The 24,213-nt window shown below is 35.0% G+C and carries 18 protein-coding genes; 1 reads left to right on the top strand and 17 read right to left on the bottom strand.

All coding sequences use genetic code 11. From position 1 onward, the window contains the following. The first annotated feature begins 59 nt into the window (after nucleotides 1-59). Entirely contained in the window at nucleotides 60-3,149 is a 3,090-nt protein-coding gene (locus ACFQ39_RS06110; protein WP_377177107.1) for an FG-GAP-like repeat-containing protein, read from the top strand. A 7-nt stretch (nucleotides 3,150-3,156) separates the two neighbouring features. Here the strand turns inward: ACFQ39_RS06110 and ACFQ39_RS06105 are convergent, their stop codons facing one another. The 17 genes from ACFQ39_RS06105 to ACFQ39_RS06025 form a co-directional block, all read right to left on the bottom strand. Beyond that, entirely contained in the window at nucleotides 3,157-4,296 is a 1,140-nt protein-coding gene (locus ACFQ39_RS06105) for a CaiB/BaiF CoA transferase family protein (protein WP_377177106.1), read from the bottom strand. A gap of 5 nt (nucleotides 4,297-4,301) precedes the next feature. Further along, nucleotides 4,302-5,447, bottom strand: a complete 1,146-nt coding sequence (locus ACFQ39_RS06100) for a CaiB/BaiF CoA transferase family protein (protein WP_377177105.1) — start codon at nucleotides 5,445-5,447, stop codon at nucleotides 4,302-4,304. After that, entirely contained in the window at nucleotides 5,448-6,848 is a 1,401-nt protein-coding gene (locus ACFQ39_RS06095) for a sulfatase-like hydrolase/transferase (RefSeq protein WP_377177104.1), read from the bottom strand. Between the two features lie 3 nt (nucleotides 6,849-6,851). Then, the gene (locus ACFQ39_RS06090; protein WP_377177103.1) at nucleotides 6,852-7,991 is read right to left on the bottom strand and encodes an ABC transporter substrate-binding protein; all 1,140 of its coding nucleotides are present in this window, start codon (nucleotides 7,989-7,991) and stop codon (nucleotides 6,852-6,854) included. 3 nt (nucleotides 7,992-7,994) lie between these two features. Beyond that, the gene (locus ACFQ39_RS06085; protein ID WP_377177102.1) at nucleotides 7,995-9,440 is read right to left on the bottom strand and encodes an aldehyde dehydrogenase family protein; all 1,446 of its coding nucleotides are present in this window, start codon (nucleotides 9,438-9,440) and stop codon (nucleotides 7,995-7,997) included. 22 nt (nucleotides 9,441-9,462) lie between these two features. Next, nucleotides 9,463-10,236 carry an enoyl-CoA hydratase/isomerase family protein gene (locus ACFQ39_RS06080; RefSeq protein WP_377177101.1) on the bottom strand — a complete coding sequence of 258 codons (774 nt, stop codon included), beginning with the start codon at nucleotides 10,234-10,236 and terminating at the stop codon, nucleotides 9,463-9,465. Nucleotides 10,237-10,265: 29 nt separating this feature from the next. Further along, on the bottom strand, nucleotides 10,266-12,074 hold the full coding sequence (locus ACFQ39_RS06075) for a hypothetical protein (protein WP_377177100.1): 1,809 nt from the start codon (nucleotides 12,072-12,074) through the stop codon (nucleotides 10,266-10,268). Between the two features lie 41 nt (nucleotides 12,075-12,115). Continuing rightward, nucleotides 12,116-14,485, bottom strand: coding sequence for a beta-agarase (locus ACFQ39_RS06070; RefSeq protein ID WP_377177099.1), 2,370 nt, complete (start codon nucleotides 14,483-14,485; stop codon nucleotides 12,116-12,118). Between the two features lie 58 nt (nucleotides 14,486-14,543). Further along, nucleotides 14,544-16,886, bottom strand: coding sequence for an agarase (locus ACFQ39_RS06065; RefSeq protein ID WP_377177098.1), 2,343 nt, complete (start codon nucleotides 16,884-16,886; stop codon nucleotides 14,544-14,546). Between the two features lie 236 nt (nucleotides 16,887-17,122). Beyond that, nucleotides 17,123-17,782, bottom strand: a complete 660-nt coding sequence (locus tag ACFQ39_RS06060; protein ID WP_377177097.1) for an ATPase — start codon at nucleotides 17,780-17,782, stop codon at nucleotides 17,123-17,125. Nucleotides 17,783-17,784: 2 nt separating this feature from the next. Continuing rightward, the gene (locus tag ACFQ39_RS06055) at nucleotides 17,785-18,528 is read right to left on the bottom strand and encodes a hypothetical protein (RefSeq protein ID WP_377177096.1); all 744 of its coding nucleotides are present in this window, start codon (nucleotides 18,526-18,528) and stop codon (nucleotides 17,785-17,787) included. 39 nt (nucleotides 18,529-18,567) lie between these two features. Beyond that, complete coding sequence (locus ACFQ39_RS06050) at nucleotides 18,568-18,855, bottom strand: helix-turn-helix domain-containing protein (RefSeq protein WP_377177095.1); 288 nt, start codon at nucleotides 18,853-18,855, stop codon at nucleotides 18,568-18,570. A 78-nt stretch (nucleotides 18,856-18,933) separates the two neighbouring features. Next, nucleotides 18,934-19,845, bottom strand: a complete 912-nt coding sequence (locus tag ACFQ39_RS06045; RefSeq protein WP_377177094.1) for a hypothetical protein — start codon at nucleotides 19,843-19,845, stop codon at nucleotides 18,934-18,936. Nucleotides 19,846-20,053: 208 nt separating this feature from the next. Continuing rightward, nucleotides 20,054-20,650, bottom strand: coding sequence for a mobile mystery protein B (locus ACFQ39_RS06040; RefSeq protein WP_377177093.1), 597 nt, complete (start codon nucleotides 20,648-20,650; stop codon nucleotides 20,054-20,056). Beyond that, nucleotides 20,641-21,057, bottom strand: coding sequence for a mobile mystery protein A (locus ACFQ39_RS06035; protein WP_377177092.1), 417 nt, complete (start codon nucleotides 21,055-21,057; stop codon nucleotides 20,641-20,643). Before ACFQ39_RS06035 ends, ACFQ39_RS06040 begins: the two co-directional genes overlap by 10 nt. A gap of 200 nt (nucleotides 21,058-21,257) precedes the next feature. After that, nucleotides 21,258-22,559, bottom strand: coding sequence for a tyrosine-type recombinase/integrase (locus ACFQ39_RS06030; protein WP_377177091.1), 1,302 nt, complete (start codon nucleotides 22,557-22,559; stop codon nucleotides 21,258-21,260). 559 nt (nucleotides 22,560-23,118) lie between these two features. Beyond that, nucleotides 23,119-24,144, bottom strand: coding sequence for a peptidyl-alpha-hydroxyglycine alpha-amidating lyase family protein (locus ACFQ39_RS06025; RefSeq protein WP_377177090.1), 1,026 nt, complete (start codon nucleotides 24,142-24,144; stop codon nucleotides 23,119-23,121). Between the last annotated feature and the right edge of the window lie 69 nt (nucleotides 24,145-24,213).

Genomic DNA, 24,213 nt, shown 5'->3' with positions numbered 1-24,213 from the left:
TTTTGTTGGCTTATTTTCATAAATGAAATGGTAATTTGCATTACATCTTAACTGGTATTATGAAAACATATTTACATCTAATTTTAACGTTATTAACTTTTAATGTGATTTCTCAAACTAAGATTAATTCAGTTGAAGCGGCTATAGAAATTCAACCATCAAAACCTGTAATAAAGGACTATAAAGTGTTGGGAAGCTTAACTAAAAAAATTTTTTTAGACATTGTTAATGATGGTGAATACGCAGGTTTGACGGTATATGAAAATGATAATCTTTTGATTGACGATTTTAATCTTGCAAAGAAAGGTGTACAGAGAGTTACAGGTGTTGTTCGTTTTGAAGATTTTGGAGATGTGAAACTGAGGTTTCAAGCCCATGACCAAAAACTAACCCTACTTGACCTTTATTTTGAAGATGTGCCAGAAATTCAATTACCTGTATTTAATGACATTTCGATATCAGCAGGAATAGATAAAGTAAGTTCTCTTAAATATGCAGGGCCCTCAATTGGGGACATAGATAATGATGGAGATTATGACTTTATTCTAAACAATCATAATGCAGAAACTAGTAAACTATATTGGAATAACGGTGATGGAACAGTAACAAAACATTATAAAGATCTCGCTAGATGGTTTAAACATGACTTACATGGTACGGCATTAGGCGATTATGATAACGATGGTGATCTCGATCTTGTTCTCACGCAAGGTGGGGGCAATGGTAAGAACCCTTCAAAGGCAAACTTCTATCATAACGATAATAATACTTTTGTAATGTACACTGGAGATGTTGAAATAGATAGGGGAGGAAGAGGTCGTGGAGCTAGGTGGATGGATATGGATTTGGATGGTGATCTTGATTTATTTCTTTTTAATGAAGCAAGCCTCAATTTTGATCGACCACAGCATTTTTTTTACGAAAATAAGGGGAATGGAAAGTTTAACTACAGATCTATAAAGGATATTGAAAATATAGAACAATCACGTGTTCTGGTGACTGACTTTAATAATGACAATATCGATGATATCGTTTTTTATGGACCCCTGACGCTTTGGAAAGGTAATGGAGATTTTACATTTACAGAGGTAACTGCGCTCATTCCAGAGCACATCAAGTCATTATCACATATTATGGCAATGACTGATATCGACATCGATAATGATGGTGATTTAGACTTGTATTTAGCAAGAGGAATGCATTTTGAAGGAGGAGAAGGAGAGTCTCCATCTCTTGATTTTAATCCAATAACAAAAGAATTAGATTTAAAGACCAGGGGCTATAAAGGCAACGATGCATTTGATTTCTCTTCTGGTGACACGATTTTGTTGCATAAATACTATTATTTGGAGCAAGGTTCATTACTCGGTAAAAACTATCCTATTTTTTTAGGGAAAAACAAAATTTCTAAAACTGTTAAATCTGGTGATGAGTTGGAAATAACAACTGAAATGGCCAAAGGTTGGCCTGATGAGATTTCTGAAAATGGTTTTTATTTGGGTTATATAGGAAATTCTATATGGAAAGCCATATTGGTTCGCGATGATAATTTCTTTTGGCAATATAGATTTGGTCTATCAGGAGTAACAAGTGTAGCACCAAATTTTGTCCCCCAAAACAGAAATCATTCAGATTATCTACTTCGAAATGATGGTGACAGATTCACAGATGTCTCAGAAGAATGGAATATCCCCCAAGGCGGAAACACACTTGGAGTTACTTCTGGTGATTTTAATAACGATAGCCATCAGGACCTTTTTGTGTATCGATGGGGACGAATTGGTGCAAGGATTTCGGATTTCATGCTTTTAAATAGTGGAAAAAATTCTTTTGAAATAACGACAATGCATGGTGCAAGTGATGTTGGTGGACCTGGAAATGGGGATATGGGTCAAGCTTTTGATTTTGATTTGGATGGTAGAATTGATTTGTTAAATGGCAGCGAAGGTGGAGAATGGTATTTATATTCAAACAACACTAGAAATAGGAATAACTATGTATTGGTTAGAGTAGGGTACGCGCCTACATCTCATATTGACGCTGTTTCTGCAGAAGTAATTGTGACTACCGAGAACAATCAATACAAAAAACGTATTGGATCTGCAGGTGAGGTTTTTTCACAAAGTTTACTAAATATTGTTCATTTTGGTCTAGGAAAAGAAGAGAATATAAAGCAGATTCAAATCACATGGAGAAATGGTGAGGTGATTAAATTTAAAGATAAAAAGGCAAATACAATCTATGACACTGATTATGTGGATCCTGATTTGTTAAACATAGAACCCTTAAAGATAAGAGAGAAGACAAAAGCTGAAATTTCGGTTTCTGTTCAACCCAAAAATGCGAATACTGATGTCACATGGACTTCAAGTAATGAAAAAGTTTTAACGGTAGATAACAATGGAATGGTATCAGCAATTGGCAAAAAAAATAAAAAGGCAAAAATTACTGCTACCAGCAAAGCCAATGGATTATCTGCAACTACTGATGTCAAAATTATTAAATGGTTTCCAAAACCAGTTAAATCAATAATATTACATGCTGATAGAACAAAACTTTACACTGGAGAAAGCTATACAATAAAGGCAAGCGTTTTACCCAAAAATGCAGATAATCCTGATCTTATATGGAAATCGAACAATGTCAACATTCTAACTGTAGATAGAAATGGGAATGTTAAAGCATTAGCTCCCGGGAAAACAACCATTGCTGCTTATACTACTGATAAATCAGTTAATGAGGAAGTTGAATTTGAAGTTGAACAATTTATTGAACCTTATGTTGAAATTGTTAACAAAGGGCAAATTGAAAGTGAACCACTAGTTGTTGGTGACGATTTAGACGTAGTAGTTAAGTATCATGCAGGTTCTGGAAACCGTGTTATTTCTGCAGATGAAGGGGGTATTAGATTTTGGTTACGTCATTTTAAAAGTAAATGGATTCCAGTTAAAGACAATGTTTTAACGTATGAAGAAGCCCTAAATACCGTTTCAGGTAAAGCATCTATGACAATTTCTTTGGATGGTATTACACCTACAAAGGATTTACTTGAAGGTCATTTTTATCAACTACGTGTAACCTTTACATCTAGTGATGGGAACATGTATTTTGACGATATTTTACCACTACATATAGTTTCTAAAAAATAAATGTTACTTAAATTTTAAATTCCCGAGCTATTTTTGAAGTATGTTCTCCTAAAATAGGAGAACCCAGGGAAGATTTAAAATATTCCCCATCGATTTTTATTGGGCATCTGGTAGTCGCATATTTGTATCCATCTGTCATAGTTACTTTTTGGATCATATCCAACACTTTAAAACCTTCATGGTTAAATAAACTTTTCCAGTCTAAGATATCTGCACACCAAATATCTGCGGGTTCTAAAATAGAGAGCCAATATTCTGTGGTCTGTGTGTTTATTTTTTTGGCTATAATTTCTTTAATGGAATCGCGTTCTGTAAACCAACATGAGGGCTCTTGGTAATCTAATAATTCTGCACATTTAATTAATTCTCCGATAAAGGGAATAGAACCCATTGCTAAAGCTATGTGACCATTTAAAGTTTTATAAACGCCATATGGAGCACCTAAATATGCATGTGCGCTATTACTTTTCGGTCTCATCGTCGGCTGTCCTCCATCGTTATAGAATGTGGTAATCGATTCAAATTGAAAGTCAATTATTGATTCCAACATACTCACAGAAACTTTTGATCCTTTTCCTGTTTTTATTTTTTTCAGTAAAGCGGCTAAAATTCCTTGTACTAGGTGTGCGCCTGATAGTATATCTGCAATGGCTAATCCAACCGGAATTGGTTCATTGCTGTCATTTCCATTTAACCAAGTCAAACCTGATAAACATTGTACCAATAGATCTTGTCCGGGTTTATTTTTCCATGGCCCTTCTTTGCCATAACCTGAAATTTCTCCATAAACAATTTCTGGATTTATTTTTTTTATTGAGTCATGATCCATTCCCAATCTTTCAACAACTCCTGGTCTAAAATTGTGTATTAATACATCTGCCTTTCCAATGAGTTTTAATATGCGCTCTTTCTCTTCGTGATTTTTTAGATTGGCTTGAAAGCTTTCTTTATTTCTGTTAATTGCTCTAAAAAAAGAAGAATCTCCATTCATATTAACATTTGAAACATAGAGGTGACGACAAATGTCTCCTTTTGGCTGTTCAACTTTTATTACTCTTGCTCCCAAATCTGCTAAACGAAGAGTTGCGGAAGGAGCAGATAAAAGCTGACTTAAATCTATAACCAATATGTCTTGTAATGGTTTCATATCAACTATAGATTAAATTCTTTAATAATACTTTCTGTGTGTTGTCCTATTCTTGGAGCAGGTTTAATTGCAAAAAGCCTTTCATCATTTAATCTTATTGGACAGCGGGTAGTGTGAACAGTTTCACCAGATAATAAATGAAATTTCTGATCCATTTTTAAAACTTTATAAGCCTTATGGTTCAATAGTCTTTTATAATCAAAAACATCAGAACACCAAACACCCTTAGATTCTAGAAGATGTAACCAATATTCTGTTTTTTTATTAATCAAAATCGAACGAAGAATATCCATGATTTCATCTCGCTTTTCAAACCATGTATTAGGGTCTTTATACGATTCTAGTTCAGGATTCTGTAAAATTCGCCCAAGATTTGTTAAAGAACCCATTGCTAAAGCGATATAACCATCTTTGGTTTTGTAAACACCATAAGGAGCTGCTAAATATGCATGAGCATTTCCTTGTTTTGCTCTTACAGGTTTTTGATGACCATCGTTTAAAAAAGTTGTAATGGCCTCAAATTGAAAATCTAAGGTAGATTCTAACAGGCTTACCTCAACTAATGCTCCTTTGTTGGTTTTCACCCTTTTTAATAAACTTGCAAGAATACCATGAGTTAAATGTGTACCTGTAATGATATCGGAAACTGCTGCACCAACAGGAACTGGGTCGTCATTTTTATTTCCTGATAATTTTGCAAATCCAGACATTGATTGAACTAGTAAATCCTGACCTGGTTTTTTAGCCCAAACACCTTCTGTACCATAACCAGTAACTGTAGCATAAATCAGTTGTGGATTAATTTCTTTGACTGTATTATAATCTAAACCAATGTTTTCCATAACTCCTGGTCTGAAGTTATGTGTCATCACATCTGCTTTTTCTATTAATTTTTTAACACGTTTTAAATCTTCGGAATCTTTTAAATTTGCTGTGTAGGATTCTTTATTTCTATTTGCTGTATGAAATACCAAACTACTGCCATCCAAAAACAAATTCTTTAAAGCAATTTGTCTACCCGCTTCACCGCTATTTGGTCGTTCAATTTTTATGACTCTGGCTCCTAGATCTGCTAAACGTAATCCAGCAGAGGGTCCAGCCATAAATTGAGCAAATTCAAGGACTATAATGTCTTTTAATGGTAAATTCATTTAATCTCTTTTTGGCGCTCTATAATTATCCATTCGTTCCATAGCCTTACCTTCATATTCTCTTTTGAGTTGCCACAGTGGACGTGTTAATGTGAGTTCCCAATCAAAAAGTTTTTTATAAAGGTCTTTTACTTTTTCTGGATATTTGTTTGCTAGATTATGGCTTTCAGAAATATCTTCATTGATGTTGTATAACTCTGCCGGTCTATCAGGAAAACGCAGTAACTTCCAATCGACATCTCTAACTGCAGCTCTATTTTCTTTTTTCCAATATAAAGTTTGATGCGGTCTTTCTGTAGTTTTTTTATGAATAAAAGGCATTAAATCGACTCCATCAATATCTTTTAAATCTTTATCATTTCCTCCTGCAAGCTTATAAAATGTTGGTAATAAATCTAATGTGCTAACAGGAAAATCATAGGATGAATTTTCAGCAATTTGCTTTGGGAATCGCATTAAAAATGGCACTCTAATTCCTCCTTCAAGATGATTGGCTTTTGTACCACTCAAAGGATAATTATTAGAAGCATTTGTATCTGAAGGTCCGCCATTATCATTAGTAAAAATGACCAAAGTATTGTCAGTCAAGTCGAGCTTGTCTAATTCATCAAAAACACGACCACAAGCTCTATCTAAAGCAAGCGTCATTGCTGCAACCTGCTTTCTTTTTCCTTCTAGGTTAGGAAATTGTTTTAAATCTTCATTTTGTGCTTCCATTGGTGTATGGACAGCATTAAAAGAAAGCATTAAAAAGAAAGGGTTGTTTTTGTTCTTATTTATATACGAAATGGCTTCATCTGCAAAAGCTACCGTTAAATATTTTTTGCTTTCTTCAAAATTCCCAAATCCTCTTTCTAAATAATCTTCTTTTCTAGAATTTGGGTTTTCGCGATTAAATTCAAAATAACTTCTAGCTCCACCTCTAAAGCCATAAAAATGGTCGAATCCTCTTTTGGTAGGATGATATCTATCTGCATTACCTTGATGCCACTTACCAATTAGAGCTGTTTTATAACCCAGATCTTTTAAGTAATTTGCCATAGTTTTTTGATTTAAAGGCAAACCCATTTCATCACCGTCTAAAAAAGAATTAATCATGTATCCAGGTACATTATTTTCTTCATAACCAAATCGTTGCTGATACTTACCAGTTAATATTCCAGCTCTTGATGGTCCACATACAGCGGCAGTAACATAAGCTTGCTTAAAATGCATTGCTTGTGAAGCAAATATATCAAGCTCTGGTGTTTTCATTTGCTTACTTCCATGGAAACCAAAGTCTCCATAACCTGCATCATCTGCAACAATTAAAATAATATTTGGTTTTGATTGCGCAGAAATAGTGTTTATTAAACTAGAAATAAATGTTAATACAATAATTAAAAATCTACTTTTTATCATTATTTAAATTGATAAAGATTTTTGATAAATCTGATTCAAATGCTTTAAAAGTTGATGTTCATCTCCACCATTCATCATATAGTCTCTTATAGGTGCCCCTGCTCTATCTTGAAAATACATATGACCATGATAACGAGGTCTTAAAAATGCTCTGTCTAAAGCTGGCAAAGTATCTGTAAAGAAATTGTCTGTTAGCTCATTTGCACGTTTGTTTAACCATGCTTTTCGATGTCCTGGTTGTCCACCATTATCAAAAAAAACACCTTTTTGTGTATTTTCTGAACCAACATAATCCACAAACTTTCCCGCAATATCTTTATGATTAGTATTTGCAGAAATTGCCAATCCAGTTCCTCCTAAAGTAGTAATCAGTTTTTGGTTACCTAAAACAACCATATCATGAAACTTTAAGCGTTTACGAGCATAACCTTCTCTGGAATAATTGGTATATCCATAAGCAAAAGGACTATATAAGTAATCGTCCGTTAAGGTCATTGCTTCATATACTTTAATAGGATTCCACTGGTAACTTTCTTCTCGAATGTTCTTCCCCAACTTTTGTAATAATTGTAAAGCTTTGATTCCTATTTCTTCTGAAATTACACGCTCTTCCGTTAAACAAACATCTTCTCCAAGAGTTGAGCAAATCATGTAAAAACTCATTAAAGTATCTTGAGGAATTCCAGGAATAGCAACCATTCCTGTTTTTGATAATTCGATTAACTCATCGAAGGTTTTTGGTAAATCTAATCCATGTTTTTTTAACAAATCTGGTCTACTGGCTGCAACTGGCGTTGCAGCATCTATTGCTAAAGCCCATTGCTTATTATTGAATTTATAACTAATATGAGATTTTCCTACAGAATTTAGTTCTTGGTCTCTTAAATACGATTCTGTAAGAAAATCGTTTAGTGGTAAAATAACTTTTGTTCTTGCTGCAAAACCAGTCCAAGGATGATCGATAATTAAAAAATCATATCGTTTAGCCAATTCGTTTATTGGTTCGTCTGCAAAGGCTTGTAAGGATCTTTTTTCCCAAGCAATATCTACATCAGGATTTAATTCTGAAAAACGTTGTGCGCAAGCAACTATTGATGTGAAACCACGACTATGGTTCCAAGTGATTCCTTTTAATTTTATCATCTTTTATTCGTAATTCATGTAAATGGTACGTTTTTGAAGATATTGCTCAATTCCATAGATACCATCTTCACCTCCGATTCCAGATTTTTTATGTCCGGAATGGAATCCTTGAATATAACCTACAATTTGCTTGTTAATAAAAATCGTTCCTATTTGAAACTCTTGGATAGAACGCATTATTAACTTATGATTATTGGTATATAAATAGGCAGAAAGACTATCATCTCGTTTGTTGAGCAATTCCTTAGCTTCTTCGTAACCATTTATTTTTACAATTGGTAAAACAGGTCCGAACATTTCCTGTTGAACAGAAGCATGGTCAGGTTTAACGTTACCAAGAATGGTGGGTTCGTACCAGTTTCCTTTTTCGAATTCTGTACCTTCTGGCCGTTTACCACCTATGATTAACTCTGCTCCTTGAGCTATATTCTCTTTTACAATAGCATCAATACGTTCTAAACCTTTTGGGCTTAAACTTGGTCCCATATCTACATCTGTCATTGGGTTTCCAACTCTAATTTGCTTCACTCTGTTGGTTAGTTTTTCTGTAAATTCAACTGCAATTTTACTATCTACAAAAACCATTTCATTGCAAATACAAACTTGCCCGCAATTTGCATAACGAGAAATAGCAGCAGCTTCTACTGCTTTATCAATATCAGCATCATCAAGAACTATAAATGGTGCCTTCCCTCCTAATTCCAATACCAAACCAGCGACATTTTCTGAAGCTCCTTTATAAATTGCTTGACCAGCACGCGTACTTCCTGTCATGGAAATAAGCTTTGTAATTGGATTGGAAACAAGATATGAACCTACATCATGACCATAACCAACAACCATACTTATAACGCCTTTTGGTAATCCGGCTTCATGGATAATTCTACAGAATTCTGATGCAGTTACAGGCGTTAATTCTGATGGTTTTATCACCATGGTATTTCCTGCAATTAAAGCTGGTCCTATTTTACGCCCAATAAGTGCTAAAGGATAGTTAAATGCCATTAAACCAACGGTTACTCCAAAAGGTACTTTGTGGATACTCAACTGCTCGTTTGGCAAATCAGAAGGAAAAATTGCACTTTGAATACGTCTACCTGCTTCTGCTGAATATTCAATATACTTAATGGTGTCATCTACCTCATAACGCGCTTCCACAAGGGTTTTACCTTGTTCCATCACCAACAATTTAGCAAAATGTTCTTTTTCCTGTTTCAGTCTTGCAGTGATTGCATATAAATATTTAGCACGCTCAACTGGAGGTAACATTTGCCATGAGAATTGTGCTTTGTCGGCAGATTCTAATGCATGTTGAGTTTCTTCAATCGAACTTGTATATATGGAAGCAAAAACTTCTCCATTAGCAGGGTTTTCTACATCTATTTTTTCACCAGAACTTTTTTCTATCCATTCTCCATTTATGTAGCATTTATAAACTTTTGGTACCATGATGTTAATTTTAAGCTATGCACTATTTAAAAATTGGTTTTCTTTTTTCTAAAAAAGCATCAAAACCTTCTTTAGCATCTTCTGTTTCGTACAATGAATTAGCTAATTTGGATTCTAACCTTAAACCATCTTTTAAAGACATTTCGCTTCCGAGTCTAACGGCTTGTTTTATTGCTGCCATAGCAAGTGCTGGTCCAGATGCTAATTTTTCTAAATACGCTGTAGCTAATGCTTTAAATTCTTGTTCTGGATAAAATTGATTTACTAAACCTATATCAAATGCTTGGTCTGAGGTTATTGCGTCTCCACTTAGTAAAAATTCCAATGCTCTACTTAAATTTATTCGTCTAATTAATCGCTGTGTACCGCCATTTCCAGGCATTAAGCCTAATTTTACTTCAGACATACCTATTAAGTATTCTGCATCACTTGATAACCTTATATCACAAGCCAAAGCCAATTCCAATCCTCCTCCTAAAGTATGGCCATTAAGTAAGGCCACTGTAATTTTAGGAGAGTTAAATAGCCTTTCTGCAACCAAATTAGCGTACTTTACCATTTGCTTGTTTTCTTCCATTGTATTTTGTCGAAAGACCTTTACATCTGCTCCTGTGCAAAAAAACTTATCTAGTTTACTTTTAATTGCTATCACTTTAATTTTATCGTCTTCGATAGCCTTATCGATCGTTTGAGCCATTAATTTCATGAAGTCAATATCATAACTATTGGCTTTGGGCTTATTCATTACGATATATCCTACGCGATTTTTTTGTTTTAATGAAATTACTTTGTTCATGATACCAATTATTTTAACAATAATTTTTTCTAATTATCTAAATGGATTGTAATTATTTTTTTATTTCTTTTTTGTGCACCTATATGCTCAATAGACTTTTTGCTATCACCTTCTCCAATAATAATTTTATATTCACCTTTATTTAAAACCTTTGGTTGATATTGATTACCATTAATCCTAATAGATGAAACAACATTTCCTGTATATTGATCAGCCACAGTTACAACTTGGTCATCTTTTGAAATCTGAAGTTTTGGTAATTCGTATCCATCATTAATTATATAATTATCCTCCTGCTTTATAGTTATTGGCCATCCAGGATATTGTTTAGCGTTTGGATCGTGAATATCTACATTTCTTGGCCATGCTTCGAATGTGATTTTTCTATTTGGTTTATTATAACGAACAACTCCAAAACCTGCAGCTCTAGTAGATAAATAGCCACCTTCTTTAATTTCTGGCAATGTTGGGTTTGCAACTGCTTTAACAGTTATTTTGTTATGGAAACCATCTAAAAATTCGCCTGTGTAGGTTGGTGAATTTTTATCTCTGTTTTTACCTGGTGTTTTTGGTTGCCACCAACGTAACCAATAATTTGCAATTGCTGGGGTTGTAAAATTATAACCAGCATCTCCCCATGTATCAATTCCCATTTTAGTAACAGCACCTAAATGTGTATCTCCGGTAATTGTAGGCGAAAAACTTTTTCTTATCACTGTTAAAGCCTTATTTCTTCCCGTTTGAGGCCATCCATTTGAGTCAAAGTCAGCAAATAGTTCCTTATCGTACTTGCCTGTATAATTATCTACCATAGCTAATGCTGTTTGAGATAATACTGTTTTCATTTCTGCATTTTCCCAATCAGTAGTCCATTCTTCTAAAAATTTTAATTGTCTATCTCCAAGCAATTTAGCTCCTTCCATATCAAATCGTCGGGTATCTACTTTTGGGTCGAAGATTGCCTCATAAGGTCCTTCTGGAAATACATCTGGATGCGCTTTTGCAAGTTGAGTTAAGCCTGTTTTAAATTTTCTATCTTCAATAATCGCAAAGCTGATGCCCCCCCATTTCAAATCAGTGTAATATACTCCAATACCACGTTCAATTGGTGTATCGTCATAAGGATCTGGAAGGTGACTAGTTTGAGCTCTTTCTACCTCTTTAATATATTCTAAAGGCATATAATAACCTCCTGAAATTCCTCTTCTAGAATCTGCTTTTTTTCCATTTTCTCCCCAATAATTTCCTTGACCGATATCATGATCGTCTGGCGTTATTACGACAGGAGTACTTCTAAATACTTCGGAAAATTCTCTTCCAAATTTTAACCATGCTAAATAATGTTCACTATGTTCATATACTTGATCTCCAGAAAAAAAAATTAAATCTGGGTCTAACTTCAAAATGTTGCTTACAATATCATCTTTTGGCAAATCACCCCCATGTTCAGGATACATAGAATTACATGTTAGGGCAACTAATACAAACTCATCTTTGTCTATTGGGTTTTTTTTGATGGTACCTACATAATACGCTTCATTATTATAAGCTACTCGATACCTCTTTTCTTTGGTATCATCCCAGTTTTCTATTCTAAATGGCGCAGTGTATCCAGGATAGATAATTTCTGCTTGCGCTTTTTCTACCCATTGTCCATTTTCTTCAATTTCTAAAGAAGCTTCAAAAGGAGTAAAATTTTTAATTGGATGAAATTGAGCCGTTAGCTTTAGCGTATTTTCGTGTACGGTATACATTGCAAATGCAATTCGATCTTGAGGCTGAATATTTTCTGGCAATCGTATAATACTTTCATCTTGTGACATTGCAAACTTGCTCATAAAGAGGCAAGTAATTAGTAAAAATGACTTCAGTATTCTCATTATTTGTTATTTGATATAGGGCTATTAAATCTTCTTGCATACAATTCAGAATTTATTTCTTTAGCTGCCTTAACCATACTTGGATAAGGGACATCGGTATTTGTAACAAAACCAACGTTATAGTTTTCACCGTCATGTGCTCTTCCTGAAACAGGAGAGTCAATGTATTGAAACCAGTGTGCACCAACGAAATAAGGATTATCTATTACAGAGTTGAGATATTCTTTGTACATTCTTGCTCTATCATTATGATCTGCAGCGTGTATAACTCCAGGGTGAAACAATCCTGATACCGCGGTACCTATATGAAATTCCCCAATAATACTCGGTTTATCTATTTCTTCTAAAAAGGACCAATACTTTTTTCCTATTCCTTCTTCATAGTAGTTATAGCTCATAACATCAACATATTTTTTAGCAGCTCTAAGAACTTCTTTACCCATACCCCATGGTGCAAATCGACATCCCATATACATATGATTGGGCATTATTTCTTCCAAAACATCATGAACCACCTCAAAATATTTAGTGGCATAAACCTCTAAAAGCATTGAAAAATCAGTAACCATAGAATCAGTATAGGCTTCTTGTTCTTTTAGATTTAGACCACTTTCTAATGAAGACCAATTTATAATATTTGTTTCCCAAACTTCATTCAGTACTTTAATATCTTGGTATTTTGCCTTTAATAGTCTAGTAAATTCTTTTTTGAGTGGGCTTTCAATTGCTGGCATACTTAAAGCATCTAATACAATACCATATTGCCCTTTGACTGTACCTGGCACTCCCCAACTTTTTTCATTATCAACAAATACGCCAATACAATAAGGGTTATTTTTTACTTCTTCAGCTATCTTATTAATAGTTAGTTTTGTTCTTTCGGTAAATTCAGGGTCAAATACATCTGGCATTTCACCCCAAAAATCATATCCGGAACGCACAGTTTTATAATCGCCAATAATCCAACCGTCTGCAAAATAGGGCATCCTATTTTCGTGGTAAAACTCATAACCAGCCCAATTACCAAAAGAAGTAAACCCCCAGTTTAAAAAACGTTTCAAGGTTACATCAACCCATTTCTTTAGATGTTCTCCTTCTTTAGTTTCGCCATAGCGTCTTTCGAGATTGGCTTGGTAAAAGCTGAATGTTTCTCCATGTGCAAAAGGACCAAAGTGTTGTTTTCGTCGATAACTATAATGATTTGCTAAAGGATCATCATAAGTGGGTAATTCCAAAAACATCTTATTGCGTTCTGGATATGCAATGTAAGATGTATTAGTAATTTCCTTTCCTAGTTTCACCATCCCTTTTGAATCTTCTGGAGTTACTTCTTCAGGGTCGAGACTGCGTATTTTTTCATTTTTAAAATCGACACCTGTAAAAGTGGTTGTATTTGCCATGCGCACATTAGCTATTCCAATAGAGAAGAACAAATAACCTTTTGGGTCTATCAAAGCCCATTTATTATCAACTTTTTCCGTCCTAAAATAACCTGTTGCATTTAATTTAGGGCCATTTAACCAACCCCCGAATGTGCTTCGTCCTCCCATTGGCCCTTCTTCTTCAAGTTGTTTCAATTCAGCCTGTGCCATGGCTTTTAATTGGTTATCAGAAGTTATTTTTCCCTCAAAATTAAATTTTGCATTTTGGCCGTATTTGTCGATAATTCCAACTAGATAATTGTTGCTGATTTCAGGAGTTTCAACTAACAAAACATTATCAAGTACAACTTCTTTATTATGCAGTGTATTCTTGGTATAAAAAGTAATGGAAGTTATTTTTGAAAAATCTATAGGTTCAATGCGTCCTCTCATTTTCATTTGAACGGAAGGAATATTCCATGGTTTTGGGTTATCTCTTAAATTAGTGTCAGTCCTTAGGTATTTTCCCTCTAATTCGAAAAAATAAGTTTTTGTAGTATTTACAGGTACAGATACTGACCTAGTGCGTGTTTTACCCTCATGGTTGGTTATTTCTACATAAAGATGAGTGGAGAAATCACCCGGATTTGTAGCATCAAAAACTAGGCAAAAATCTTTAAGTTTACTAGCATCAATTGGTGTTTTGGGCTCAATTTTAATACCTGTTTGTTTTTCGTCAGATTTAAATACTATTTTCAAAGCACTTTCCCCATGAGTTACTCCAATATCATTAATTGCTTCCACTTTTGCATTTATAGAAGTAATGGATGTAGAAGTAAGATCCTCCTCAAAATTCAGTAATTCAATTTTATTAAAATCATTCCAGAACGGATCTGTTTGTAATTGAGACTCATTTTTTTTACAAGACATTAAAACTGATAAAAAAAAGAGCGTCGCTATAACATACCTCAAAGTTTTGTTCCATTTTTGGATTTTTATCCAGCACATTTTTTCCATTTAATATTTATACCATTCGACTTAGAACTTATAAAACATACAATTTCTTTTATTTGCCGAATCGTCTTGTATATAAACCTGAATTAATTTCTTTTGCCTTTTTAATCATTTCTGGGTAGGGTATGTCGGTATTAGATACAAAACCAACATTGTAGTTTTCCCCGTCATGTGCACGTCCGGTTATTGGGGAATCAAGATATTGAAACCAATGAGCTCCAACAAGGTATGGATTGTCTATCACAGAATATGCATAATCCGCCCACATGTTGGCTCTATCCTCCTGATTCATGGCGTGTACCAAACCCGAATGAAATAAACCAGAATCAGATGCACCAATATGATACTCACCAATTAGTGTTGGCATATCAACTTCTTCTAAAAATTGCCAATATTTTTTTCCGATTCCTTCTTTGTAATAATTATAGCTAAAGACATCTACATACTTGGCAGCCGATTTCCGCACTTCTGGTGTAACTCCCCAAACCGCAAATCTACAGCCTAAATACATATGATTTGGCATTTCTTGTTCTAAAGCATCATGAACAACTTGAAAGTATTTAGTGGCAAAGGTTTCTAATAGAACAGAAAAATCGGCTACCATTTCATCACTAAACTCTGTATGTTTTTTATAATCAACGCCCTTTTGAAGTTCATTCCATGAAGAGAATTCACTTTTCCATGCATTGTTCAGGTTAGTTATACTGCTATACTTTGTTTTTAGAATTTTCATGTATTCTTGTTTTAGATAACTTGAATTATCTTTTGACAAGCCATCTAATACCAGTCCATAATGATCGACAACTGACCCTTCTCTACCCCAACTTCTTTCATTATCAATAAATACACCAATACACCAAGGATTGTTTTGCACTTCTTCCGAAACTACTTTAATAGATTTTTTTGCTCGCCGTTCAAATTCTGGGTCGAAAGGATCTGGCATTGGTCCCCAATAATCTGCTCCTGAATATACTTTTTGATATTCACCTATTATCCATCCATTTGCAAAAAATGGTAAATTGTTCCTATGGTAAAATGCTGGATCAATCCAATTTCCGAAGGATGTAAATCCCCAATTTCTAAATCTATTTTCTGTAACTTCTAACCATTTATCAAAAAATGAATTAGGATACTCTTCACCATATCTTCTTTCTAAGTTGGCACGGTAAAAACTATAAGTTTGTCCATGCTCAATTGGTCCTATATGTGATTCTTTACGATAACTGTAATGATTTGCCAATGGATCATTATAAGCTGGCAAATCAAGGAACATATCATTACGTAATTTGTTTATCACGTACCCAGTTTTCATAATCTCTAATGGAACCTCAACTATCCCCTTTGAATCCTCTGGGGTAACATCTTCAGGGTCTCTGTACTTCAATTTTTCATCAGTATAGTCAATTCCAGTATAGGTTGTAGAGTTTGCCATCCGAACATTGGCCAAGCCAATCGAGAAAAACAGATAACCTTCAGGGTCAATCAATGCCCATTTTCCATTAATTTTTTCTTTCCTAAAGTAACCGGTCGCCTTTAATTTTGGGCCGTCCTTCCAACCACCAAACCTACTTCGATCTGGCATTAAGGTATATTCTGCCAGAGATTTTAATTCTTGATCCGCCAATGCTTTTAACTCATCATCTGAGCTTACTTTGATCGGGAAATCCTCTTTTGCATTTTGACCATATTTATCTACAATTCCCTTTAAAAAATGTGGATCACGTTCTGGGCTTTCAATAAATCTAATATTGTCTATGGTTACTGTTTTATCTTTTAAACCTTGTGATCTTAGGATACTGATTTTACTTATCTGTGTAAAATCGGTTTTATTTAGCAAGCCGCTTACCTTTAAATGTATGGCATCAGTTTTCCATGCTTTTGGGGTATCTCTTAATCCACTTTCAACATCTTCCGTTTGGGTAGTAATCTCAAAATAATAGGTGTTAAAATCTTTAGGATAGATACTTCCAATTCTTGTAGTTTTCTGTCCAAGATGATTAAACACTTCTACTGTGATAAAGGCAGATTCATCAGTATCGCTTTTTGCATCAAAGACAAGGCAATAATTTTTATTTGGCTCTAAATTCCAAGGTTTGTCAGGTTCAAGATTAATTCCTGAAAACTTTTCATCCGCCTTAAAAAATATTTGAATTCCTTGATTGCCTCTTTCAGATTGGACTGGGATTAACTTTACCCGTGCACTAATGGGTTTGACGACTTTACTGATGGAGTCGTTCTCAAAATCATCAATAATATTTCCAGACTGAAATTCCCAACCATTTTCTGTAATAGATTTTTTCTCCTGATGACAGGATATAAGCAGAAATATCGCGATTAAAGATAAAAGATTAGGGCAAACCCTAAAGAGAGAATAAAACGGAATATTTTTAAACATTTTTTCTATTTTTTAATGACCTTTTAAATCTTTTTCAAAAGCTAAATTAAAGATTTGTACTTCTTAAAAGCTTTGAAGATTAGACGAATTACAACTTGTAAAGTTTTTGTCAAGTAAATTTGAAGGCTCCATCCAGCAGAAAACAACTTACAAATATTTAGAATTTACTTTTCCCTTGTTCAAACTGAGCCCAAACTAAAGTGTTAATCATGTAAATCTTCTTTCGTATGATATAATCATTTTCTCTTGTCGCTGCTAGATGATCCAAATGGGATGAGGTTCATCATTTCCCTCATTCTCGATCTCACCCTATTGCCATAGCGATTTTCGAGTTCCTGGGCGTTGAGGTTGGTGGTGGCATGGGTTTTTACTTTGTGGTTGACAAAAAGATCGTAGCGGGATAGAAGAACTTCGCCCATCACATTGCATTCTGCACCAAAATGTCTGCCGTTGGGTTCAACACCGAGGTCGTCAAAACAAAGGCTTTTGTAATTGCCATATTTTTCGATGACAGAAAAGCCCTGGTTAGAAAATTCAAAGGTGATATTTCTGGCAGGGATGAGGTCGAAAGTTTTCTTTTTGGGTGTGATGGTGGAAAGTAATTTCATAAAGCTGGTCTTTCCACAACCCACAGGTCCGGTAAGGAGGATTCCTTTGTTTGGATCTATGTTGAATTGTTTACAAAGTTGATGGTCATTCAGAAAATAAGCGCAGAGTTTGAGCAGCAGGTCTTTGTCGGTTTTGTGGAGTTTAAAGTTTTCATGGAACAACAATTTTCCTTTGCACTCAAAATAAGCCCATATTTGGTCGAAATCATAGGTAAGGCGATTCTCTTTGAGTTTTGCCAGCTGAAAGGTCTGTGCACCTTCTGTGAGTATATGAACAGGTAAATTCATTGTCAAAGCGGATCGTTAAAGTTTTTCTTTTTGCTGGTGTGGAGGTTATCCAATTTTTGTCCAAGCTGTTTTTTGGTTTCATTTTCTGAGGAGCGGAGCATCCAGGTTTTTGCCGTGGCCTTCCAGTTGGTAATTTTGGCTTTCCCGATCATCCAATCGATGCCTTTGTAGTAATGAAAAAATTTTTTGGCTTCGATGTCGGGCCGGTTTTCTTTTTTAAAAAAAGTGATGACTTCTTCTTCATTTTTTGGAATGGCTGTTTCCTCTGTTTTATACTGTTTAATCTGTTTATTCTTGTTTATTAAAGATACCAGCTCTTGTTCGGCTCTTGTCCGATTTTTGGCATGCATCAAGTCTGCCTCATGTTCATCACTTGTCCAATTTTGAGCCATGTCGGGATCATTTCCAAAATTTTCCACTTCTTCAAAATTGAACATTTTGACCCTGCTTCCATGGAAATGGTTGTGCGAGGGAAGGTATTTGAGATAAGACCAAAAATCCAATTCTCGGATACATTTGTGATAGGTGGTTTGAGATCCAATTCTGGAGAGTTGCATGACCTCCGCGCGATGGATAAAAAAGACTTTTGGAAAGCGGTTGATATTCCAGAGTCTAAAAAGTGCGATGTACATACTGATATGACTTGGATTAAGTCGGGCATCTTTGCTGAAAAGGTAGAAAACCCCGTTGAGGTGTTTGATATAATTGATGTTTTCCATAGAAAAAGAAAAAGTGAAAATCCTCATGAATCCCCCCCAATTCAATGAGGATTTTCGGAAAAATAATTAGTGGTTAATTTTGATCAGCGCCTGGTCGAGTTCAGCGCGTTTGTAGCGAATTAGGTTCCCCAGGCGATAAGGTTTGATGATGCCTTTTTTGTTCCATTCAGACAAAGTAGCCAAAGAAACTTTTAGGAGTTTTCTCGCTTCCTGTCGGGTAATGTATTCGGTTGGTTTGACCGGTTGAAAATTTTTGGCAAGCAGTTTTAATTCTTCACGGAAATCCTCGAGAATATATTCTTTCAGTTCTAAAGGAGAGATGTTGTGGACTTGTGTAACTGTGTTTTCTGACATCTTTTTTGATTTAAAAGTTTAACAATGCGAATGTATTTCGATCAGTTCAAAACAGATGTATTGGAGCGGCTACAAACCTTACTCCACAGGGTACTCCAATTGGTTGAAAACAGCTTGTATTTTAGCCATATCACGCGTAAAACCTTGTCCGACATCAAAAGCAGATTTGTCCAGTTTTTCGATGGCGCTTTTGATGTTTTTAGCATTCTTTCCCAATAATCTGCTCAGGATTTCAGCCTGTTTGCTTTTGGCAATGTTTTCGAAATACGGACTCGCAAAAACACCGAGTTGATCTAACAACAATACACTTTGGTTGGTGGTAAATAAGTTTGAAGGTGTTTCACTTATTGTTTCAGGTTTGATCTGAAGCTCTTCAAGACAGGCTAATTTTTGGGTTAAAAACTCCATTTTTCGCTGAAGGGTAAACGTCCATGCTTCTGTAGGACAGAATAATCTTGCATAATTGAGTCGTAAGAATTTTTTATTGAAGCTTATGATGGGTTCAAATTTATTTGCCTGTCTTCTCAACGCATTAAAATTGATCTTTGTTTGTTTGAAATTGAGCATGTATTCATTGAGATCTTTGTAGGCGAAAGAAAGTCCTTTTTTGAAATTAGGATTTTCAAATTTGGACAATTCCAAACAGATAAAATCTTTTTCCCGGGCGTCGAAATTATACCTCAGAAAATGTCGTTTTCTTTTTTTGTAAAAGTTCTGATATACCTGAAAAGGACAATCGGTAAAGTAGAAATTTTCATTTCTACTCTCTTTGAAAACATAGAATAGAAGAAGGTTAAAATCGGACTTTAATTTTTCCAGTTGTTTTTCGAACCCGGTGTTTAATTCATTGAGTTCTGCCATACTGAAATGAGGTTTTTTTAATTCTTTTTCAATTTTTTTATTGGAATTATATTCCAATTCACTTACCTCCAAACACAGCTCAAAAAGATGATGTATTTTGGCAATAAAAGACATAGAATATTGCGTCATTACTGCAAAAAATTAATTCATAAAAAAACAGAGGAGGTTTGTCGTATTCCGACATAACAAAATAAACACAAAACGATTAAAATAAAAAAGAATTATTTAACAATTTTCATGTTAAGTTGCTCAAAATTATTCTGTTCTTGTTGTTTTTGCCAAAATTCCTGCAATTTTTTTGCATTTTCTTTGGCGATTTGTTTTTGAATAAAAAGGATCAGGAACGGGCGAATTCTATCAGCGGGATATAATTTCCCAAATCAGCCTGTTTGACGGCTTTGAGATAGAGGGCTCTTGCTTGTCCGGATTGTGACAGGTCTTTTGTGCCCCATGAAAATACAGTTTTATTAAATAATTTTTCAATGATGATATCCGCCATTAGTCGGCTATGTCTTCCATTTCCATTGGGAAAACAGTGAATACTAACTAAGCGGTGTTTAAAGCGGATAGCGATTTCATCGGGAGGATAGGATGTGTGGTCTATCCAATACAAGGTATCATCACAAAGCATTTTTAGTTGGACAGGAATCAAGTGTTTATCAACTCCCAGGTTCTTGTTGGTATCTCTGAATTTACCTGCCCATGTCCATACTTTTCCAAACATACGTCGGTGGATGTCGCAAATGAATTTTTCAGTAAAGATGGTAGATGGGACAAACTTTTTCCCAACCATCCATTGCATGGCTTCTTCGATATTGAGTTGTTCAAATTCATCGAGTTCGCCTTTGGTGGAAATGGTTTCGATGCGCAGGCCTTCTTTTTCATCCTCATCGATAGGTGTTTGTCCGTCGATGTAATCCAGGTTTAATCCCATAGCGTTTTAGGCATTTCATTTTTGATGTCAGCAGTACGCTCTTCGATTGCCTTTATTATGCGTTTTTCTGAGTTTTCCTGGTCTTCCAATTTCATGGTATTCGAGGTTCTGGCAACGATGTTGGCAGCTAATTCCTTGGCTTTTCTGTTGATCAGATCATCAAGGGAGCCGTCTTTGGGCACTAAGGCATAAACGAGTTTCATGTCTAATGCATTGGCCGCGTCTTTGAGTGTTCTCAAAGTAATGGATCCTTCTTTTTCTCGTTTTTCAATGTCTTGCACACTTTGTTTGGTGATGGACAATTTATTGGCGAGCTGTTGAAGGGACATCCCCAAAGAAACACGGATCGCTTTGAGCCAACCGGTGGGCGGAGGCGTAATGAGCACCGCTTTTTCGAAGGCTTTCAACTTGCGGTCTAGTTGTTCACGTTGAAGTTTGTTCTGGTTCATAATGTAAGGGTATAAGCTGACATTTAACAAGTAAAAGTAAGTCTATAGTATGACATGAACAAATTATTTGTCAGTATATAAACTGACTAATTTAATAAAAAGTATGTCTTTAGCTTGACAAAAAAACAATGAGATCATGAGGACAAGTGATGATCAGGTTATTTTACAACTTTCATATTCAGCTTTTCAACCTGATTTTCTTCCAATTGCTTTTGCCAGAATTCCTGTAATTTTTTTGCATTTTCTTTGGGAGTGATCTTGATGTATTTCAGGAATTGTGCTTCAGTTTGGTGACCTGTTATGCCCATGATGACCAGGTTGGGCAATTTTCCATACAGATTACTGGCAAAACTTCTTCGGCAGATGTGAGAAGTGACCAGCTCATATTTGGGATAAATCCCTTTTTCTTTCCGATTCGTTTTTGGGTTGATCTTACTTCCCTCTGTCATGGCATTTAATTTGGCTTCTTGACAGACTTCTTTGATGTACAAATTGAATTTTTGATCAGAGATACTCTCGGGAAAACCATTTCTCTTTTCCAGAATTTCTTTGACCTGGGGGTGCATAGGGATAACTACTGTTTGACCGGTTTTCTGAGTTTCAATTTCGATAAAACCCTCTTTTATATTTGTTTCTTTCAAGCGAAGAAAATCGGAGATCCGCAAACCTGTTCTGAGACCAATGATAAAAAGATCGCGGGCATTGTCTAGTCTTTCGTTCAGTTTGAAGTTGTGACTGAAGATGGTATTGATCTCGTCATCTTTTAAGTAAATACTCAAAGCTTGAGAAGTGGGGCCAAAAAATTTCGGATGGTTGATATGTTCATGGACCGGAAGACCTAAAAGTTTGGCCTCACGCGCCATGGTTTTGACGGTTTTGATATAATGCCCAACCGTACCCATATTGATTTTTTGTTCAACACTCAGCATATTCACAAATTTGTCGTAGAAGTGAAGATCGAGATCTGTGAATCGAATTTTCGTTTTGTATTTTCGCTCATAATCCTGAAGCTTGACCAGTGTACTTTTATATTTTTTGATTGTTCCTTGGGACACGGGCTGATTTTTCCCTTTCACCAGTCGTGTGGGGGCTATTTTAATAAACCCTTGTACATAGGGAACAAAATAGATCTGGTCAATGGCTAAATCATCGATGGGACGATTAAAAAACTTGGCAATTTTCTTTTTAAGCCAATTGGTATCGATAAAGACCCCTTTCATATGGTCGTTATTAAACTGGTTCAAAATGAATTCTTCCAGTTTACCTAGTTGTACATTGATTTCATCTTTTGAAGTGTCGCCGGCGATTTGTTTTATCCGTTGACGAGTACTGCTCCATTTTTTAGGATCGACTTTTATTTCTGTTGATGCAGTGAGATCATTTCTCGTACCGTCTTTAAATCGGACTAGAATATTGGAATAGTATTTCTTGCCTTTTACGATGTAATTGAGTGTTGCCATAACCTTGGGGAGGGTTCTGGTACAAACCGGTCTACAAACCCCCTAAAACAAAGGTATAAAATCAACCCCATAATATCCCCATAATTTTTATTTTTTGATGGATTTGGATAGATTTATTTAGATTTTATAGAAGATACAAACCCTTTATTTAATACGTATACAGACGTTTTTGATCAAGCTTAAAAAGGTCCGAAAAGTGGCTTGTCACTACCGTTAGCTCCACTTCAAAAAAGCGTAAATGATTGATAAACAATTGTTTGCGCTTTTTGAATTTTTATGATTGGTTTTCATACACTATCCATACTTTATCCATACACTATCCATACTTCATCTATACTTAAACTATAGACTTATTTTTTAAGTTTTAAGTCTGGATTTTTATGAGTGATAGAGAAAGAAAAAGTTTAACCCCTGTTCTTTGAGACTTCTTGAAGTGAGACTCTTTGGTAAATTAAAGGTAAACGGGAATTTTCTTTATATGTTTTTTAAATCAAACGAAAGAATTTTCCTCGTCCTAACTCAATAAAGCAACTTCCTGCGTCGCTATTTTACCGGCTTTTTACTTGCTGGTCTTTAATCTGAATTTTTGAATCTGGTTACCTAAAATATCTCCGACATATATATTTCCTTCATTATCAATTTGTATATCGTGATATCTCGAGATTGGACCATCGTAAAATCCTGTTCTTCCGAATTGCAATTGAAGATTTAGTTCCAAATCAAATCTAAAAATGTCTGAGCCTTTTACTACCGTATCATTTACGGTCATATAATCTATTCCAAACACATGGTTTCTCTTATTATCGATCATTACTGAATAGAGTTGTTCTGTTATTTCGTTATGCCAAACAGCATTAAAATTTCCTTCACCGTCAAATTTTTGAATTCTATTGTTTTCACGATCTGCTACATAAACATTTCCGTTCTTATCCAAATCTATTCCGTGTGGAATATTAAATTCTCCTTCCTTATTTCCAAATTTGCCCCACTCAAATAGGTATGTTCCATCCTTTGAAAATTTAACTACCCGACTGTTCCCATATCCATCGCTTACATAAAAAGAACCATCGGCAGAAACAGCTACATCTGTTGGGAGATTAAAATGACCTGCATCATTGCCTGGAACTTTTGCTTCGCCCAATGTCAACAATAAATTTCCATCAGCATCAAATTTAAAAACCTGGTGAAGTCCACAATCTGTAACCCAAATATTATCGTGTTGATCAACTTCTAGTCCGTGTGGCATGATAAACAAATCATTTCCCCAAGCATTTAAAATTTCGCCAGTTTTTGAATCTATTGTTGATATAGTATTTTCTGTAATAAGCGGAAGATGCGAAATGGGATTTGTTTCCCAAACTCTACCGGACCGGTGAAAGGCAATTATATTTCCTTTGCTATCAAGTCCTAATCCAGTGGGACTTCCCAAGATGAAATTATCGGGTAATTTAGGCCAATCCTTAACTAAAATATAAGCTTCAACAATTTTAGATGCTTGGTCGGGTTTGTTTTTGTCATTGTTCTTACAGCCTAAAATTAGAAATGCCACAAGAAAATAAAGCAAAGTATTTCGTTTAAATTCCATTTAATTATTGTGTTATCGGTTTGTTATGTATACTCGGGATGAATTACAAGATATTCATTTGTAATTTTG

Source organism: Namhaeicola litoreus (genome assembly GCF_042679565.1).
Classification (GTDB): Bacteria; Bacteroidota; Bacteroidia; order Flavobacteriales; family Flavobacteriaceae; genus Namhaeicola; species Namhaeicola litoreus.
Note: the sequence above shows the minus strand (reverse complement) of the source record. Positions and strands in the feature narration are given on the sequence as shown.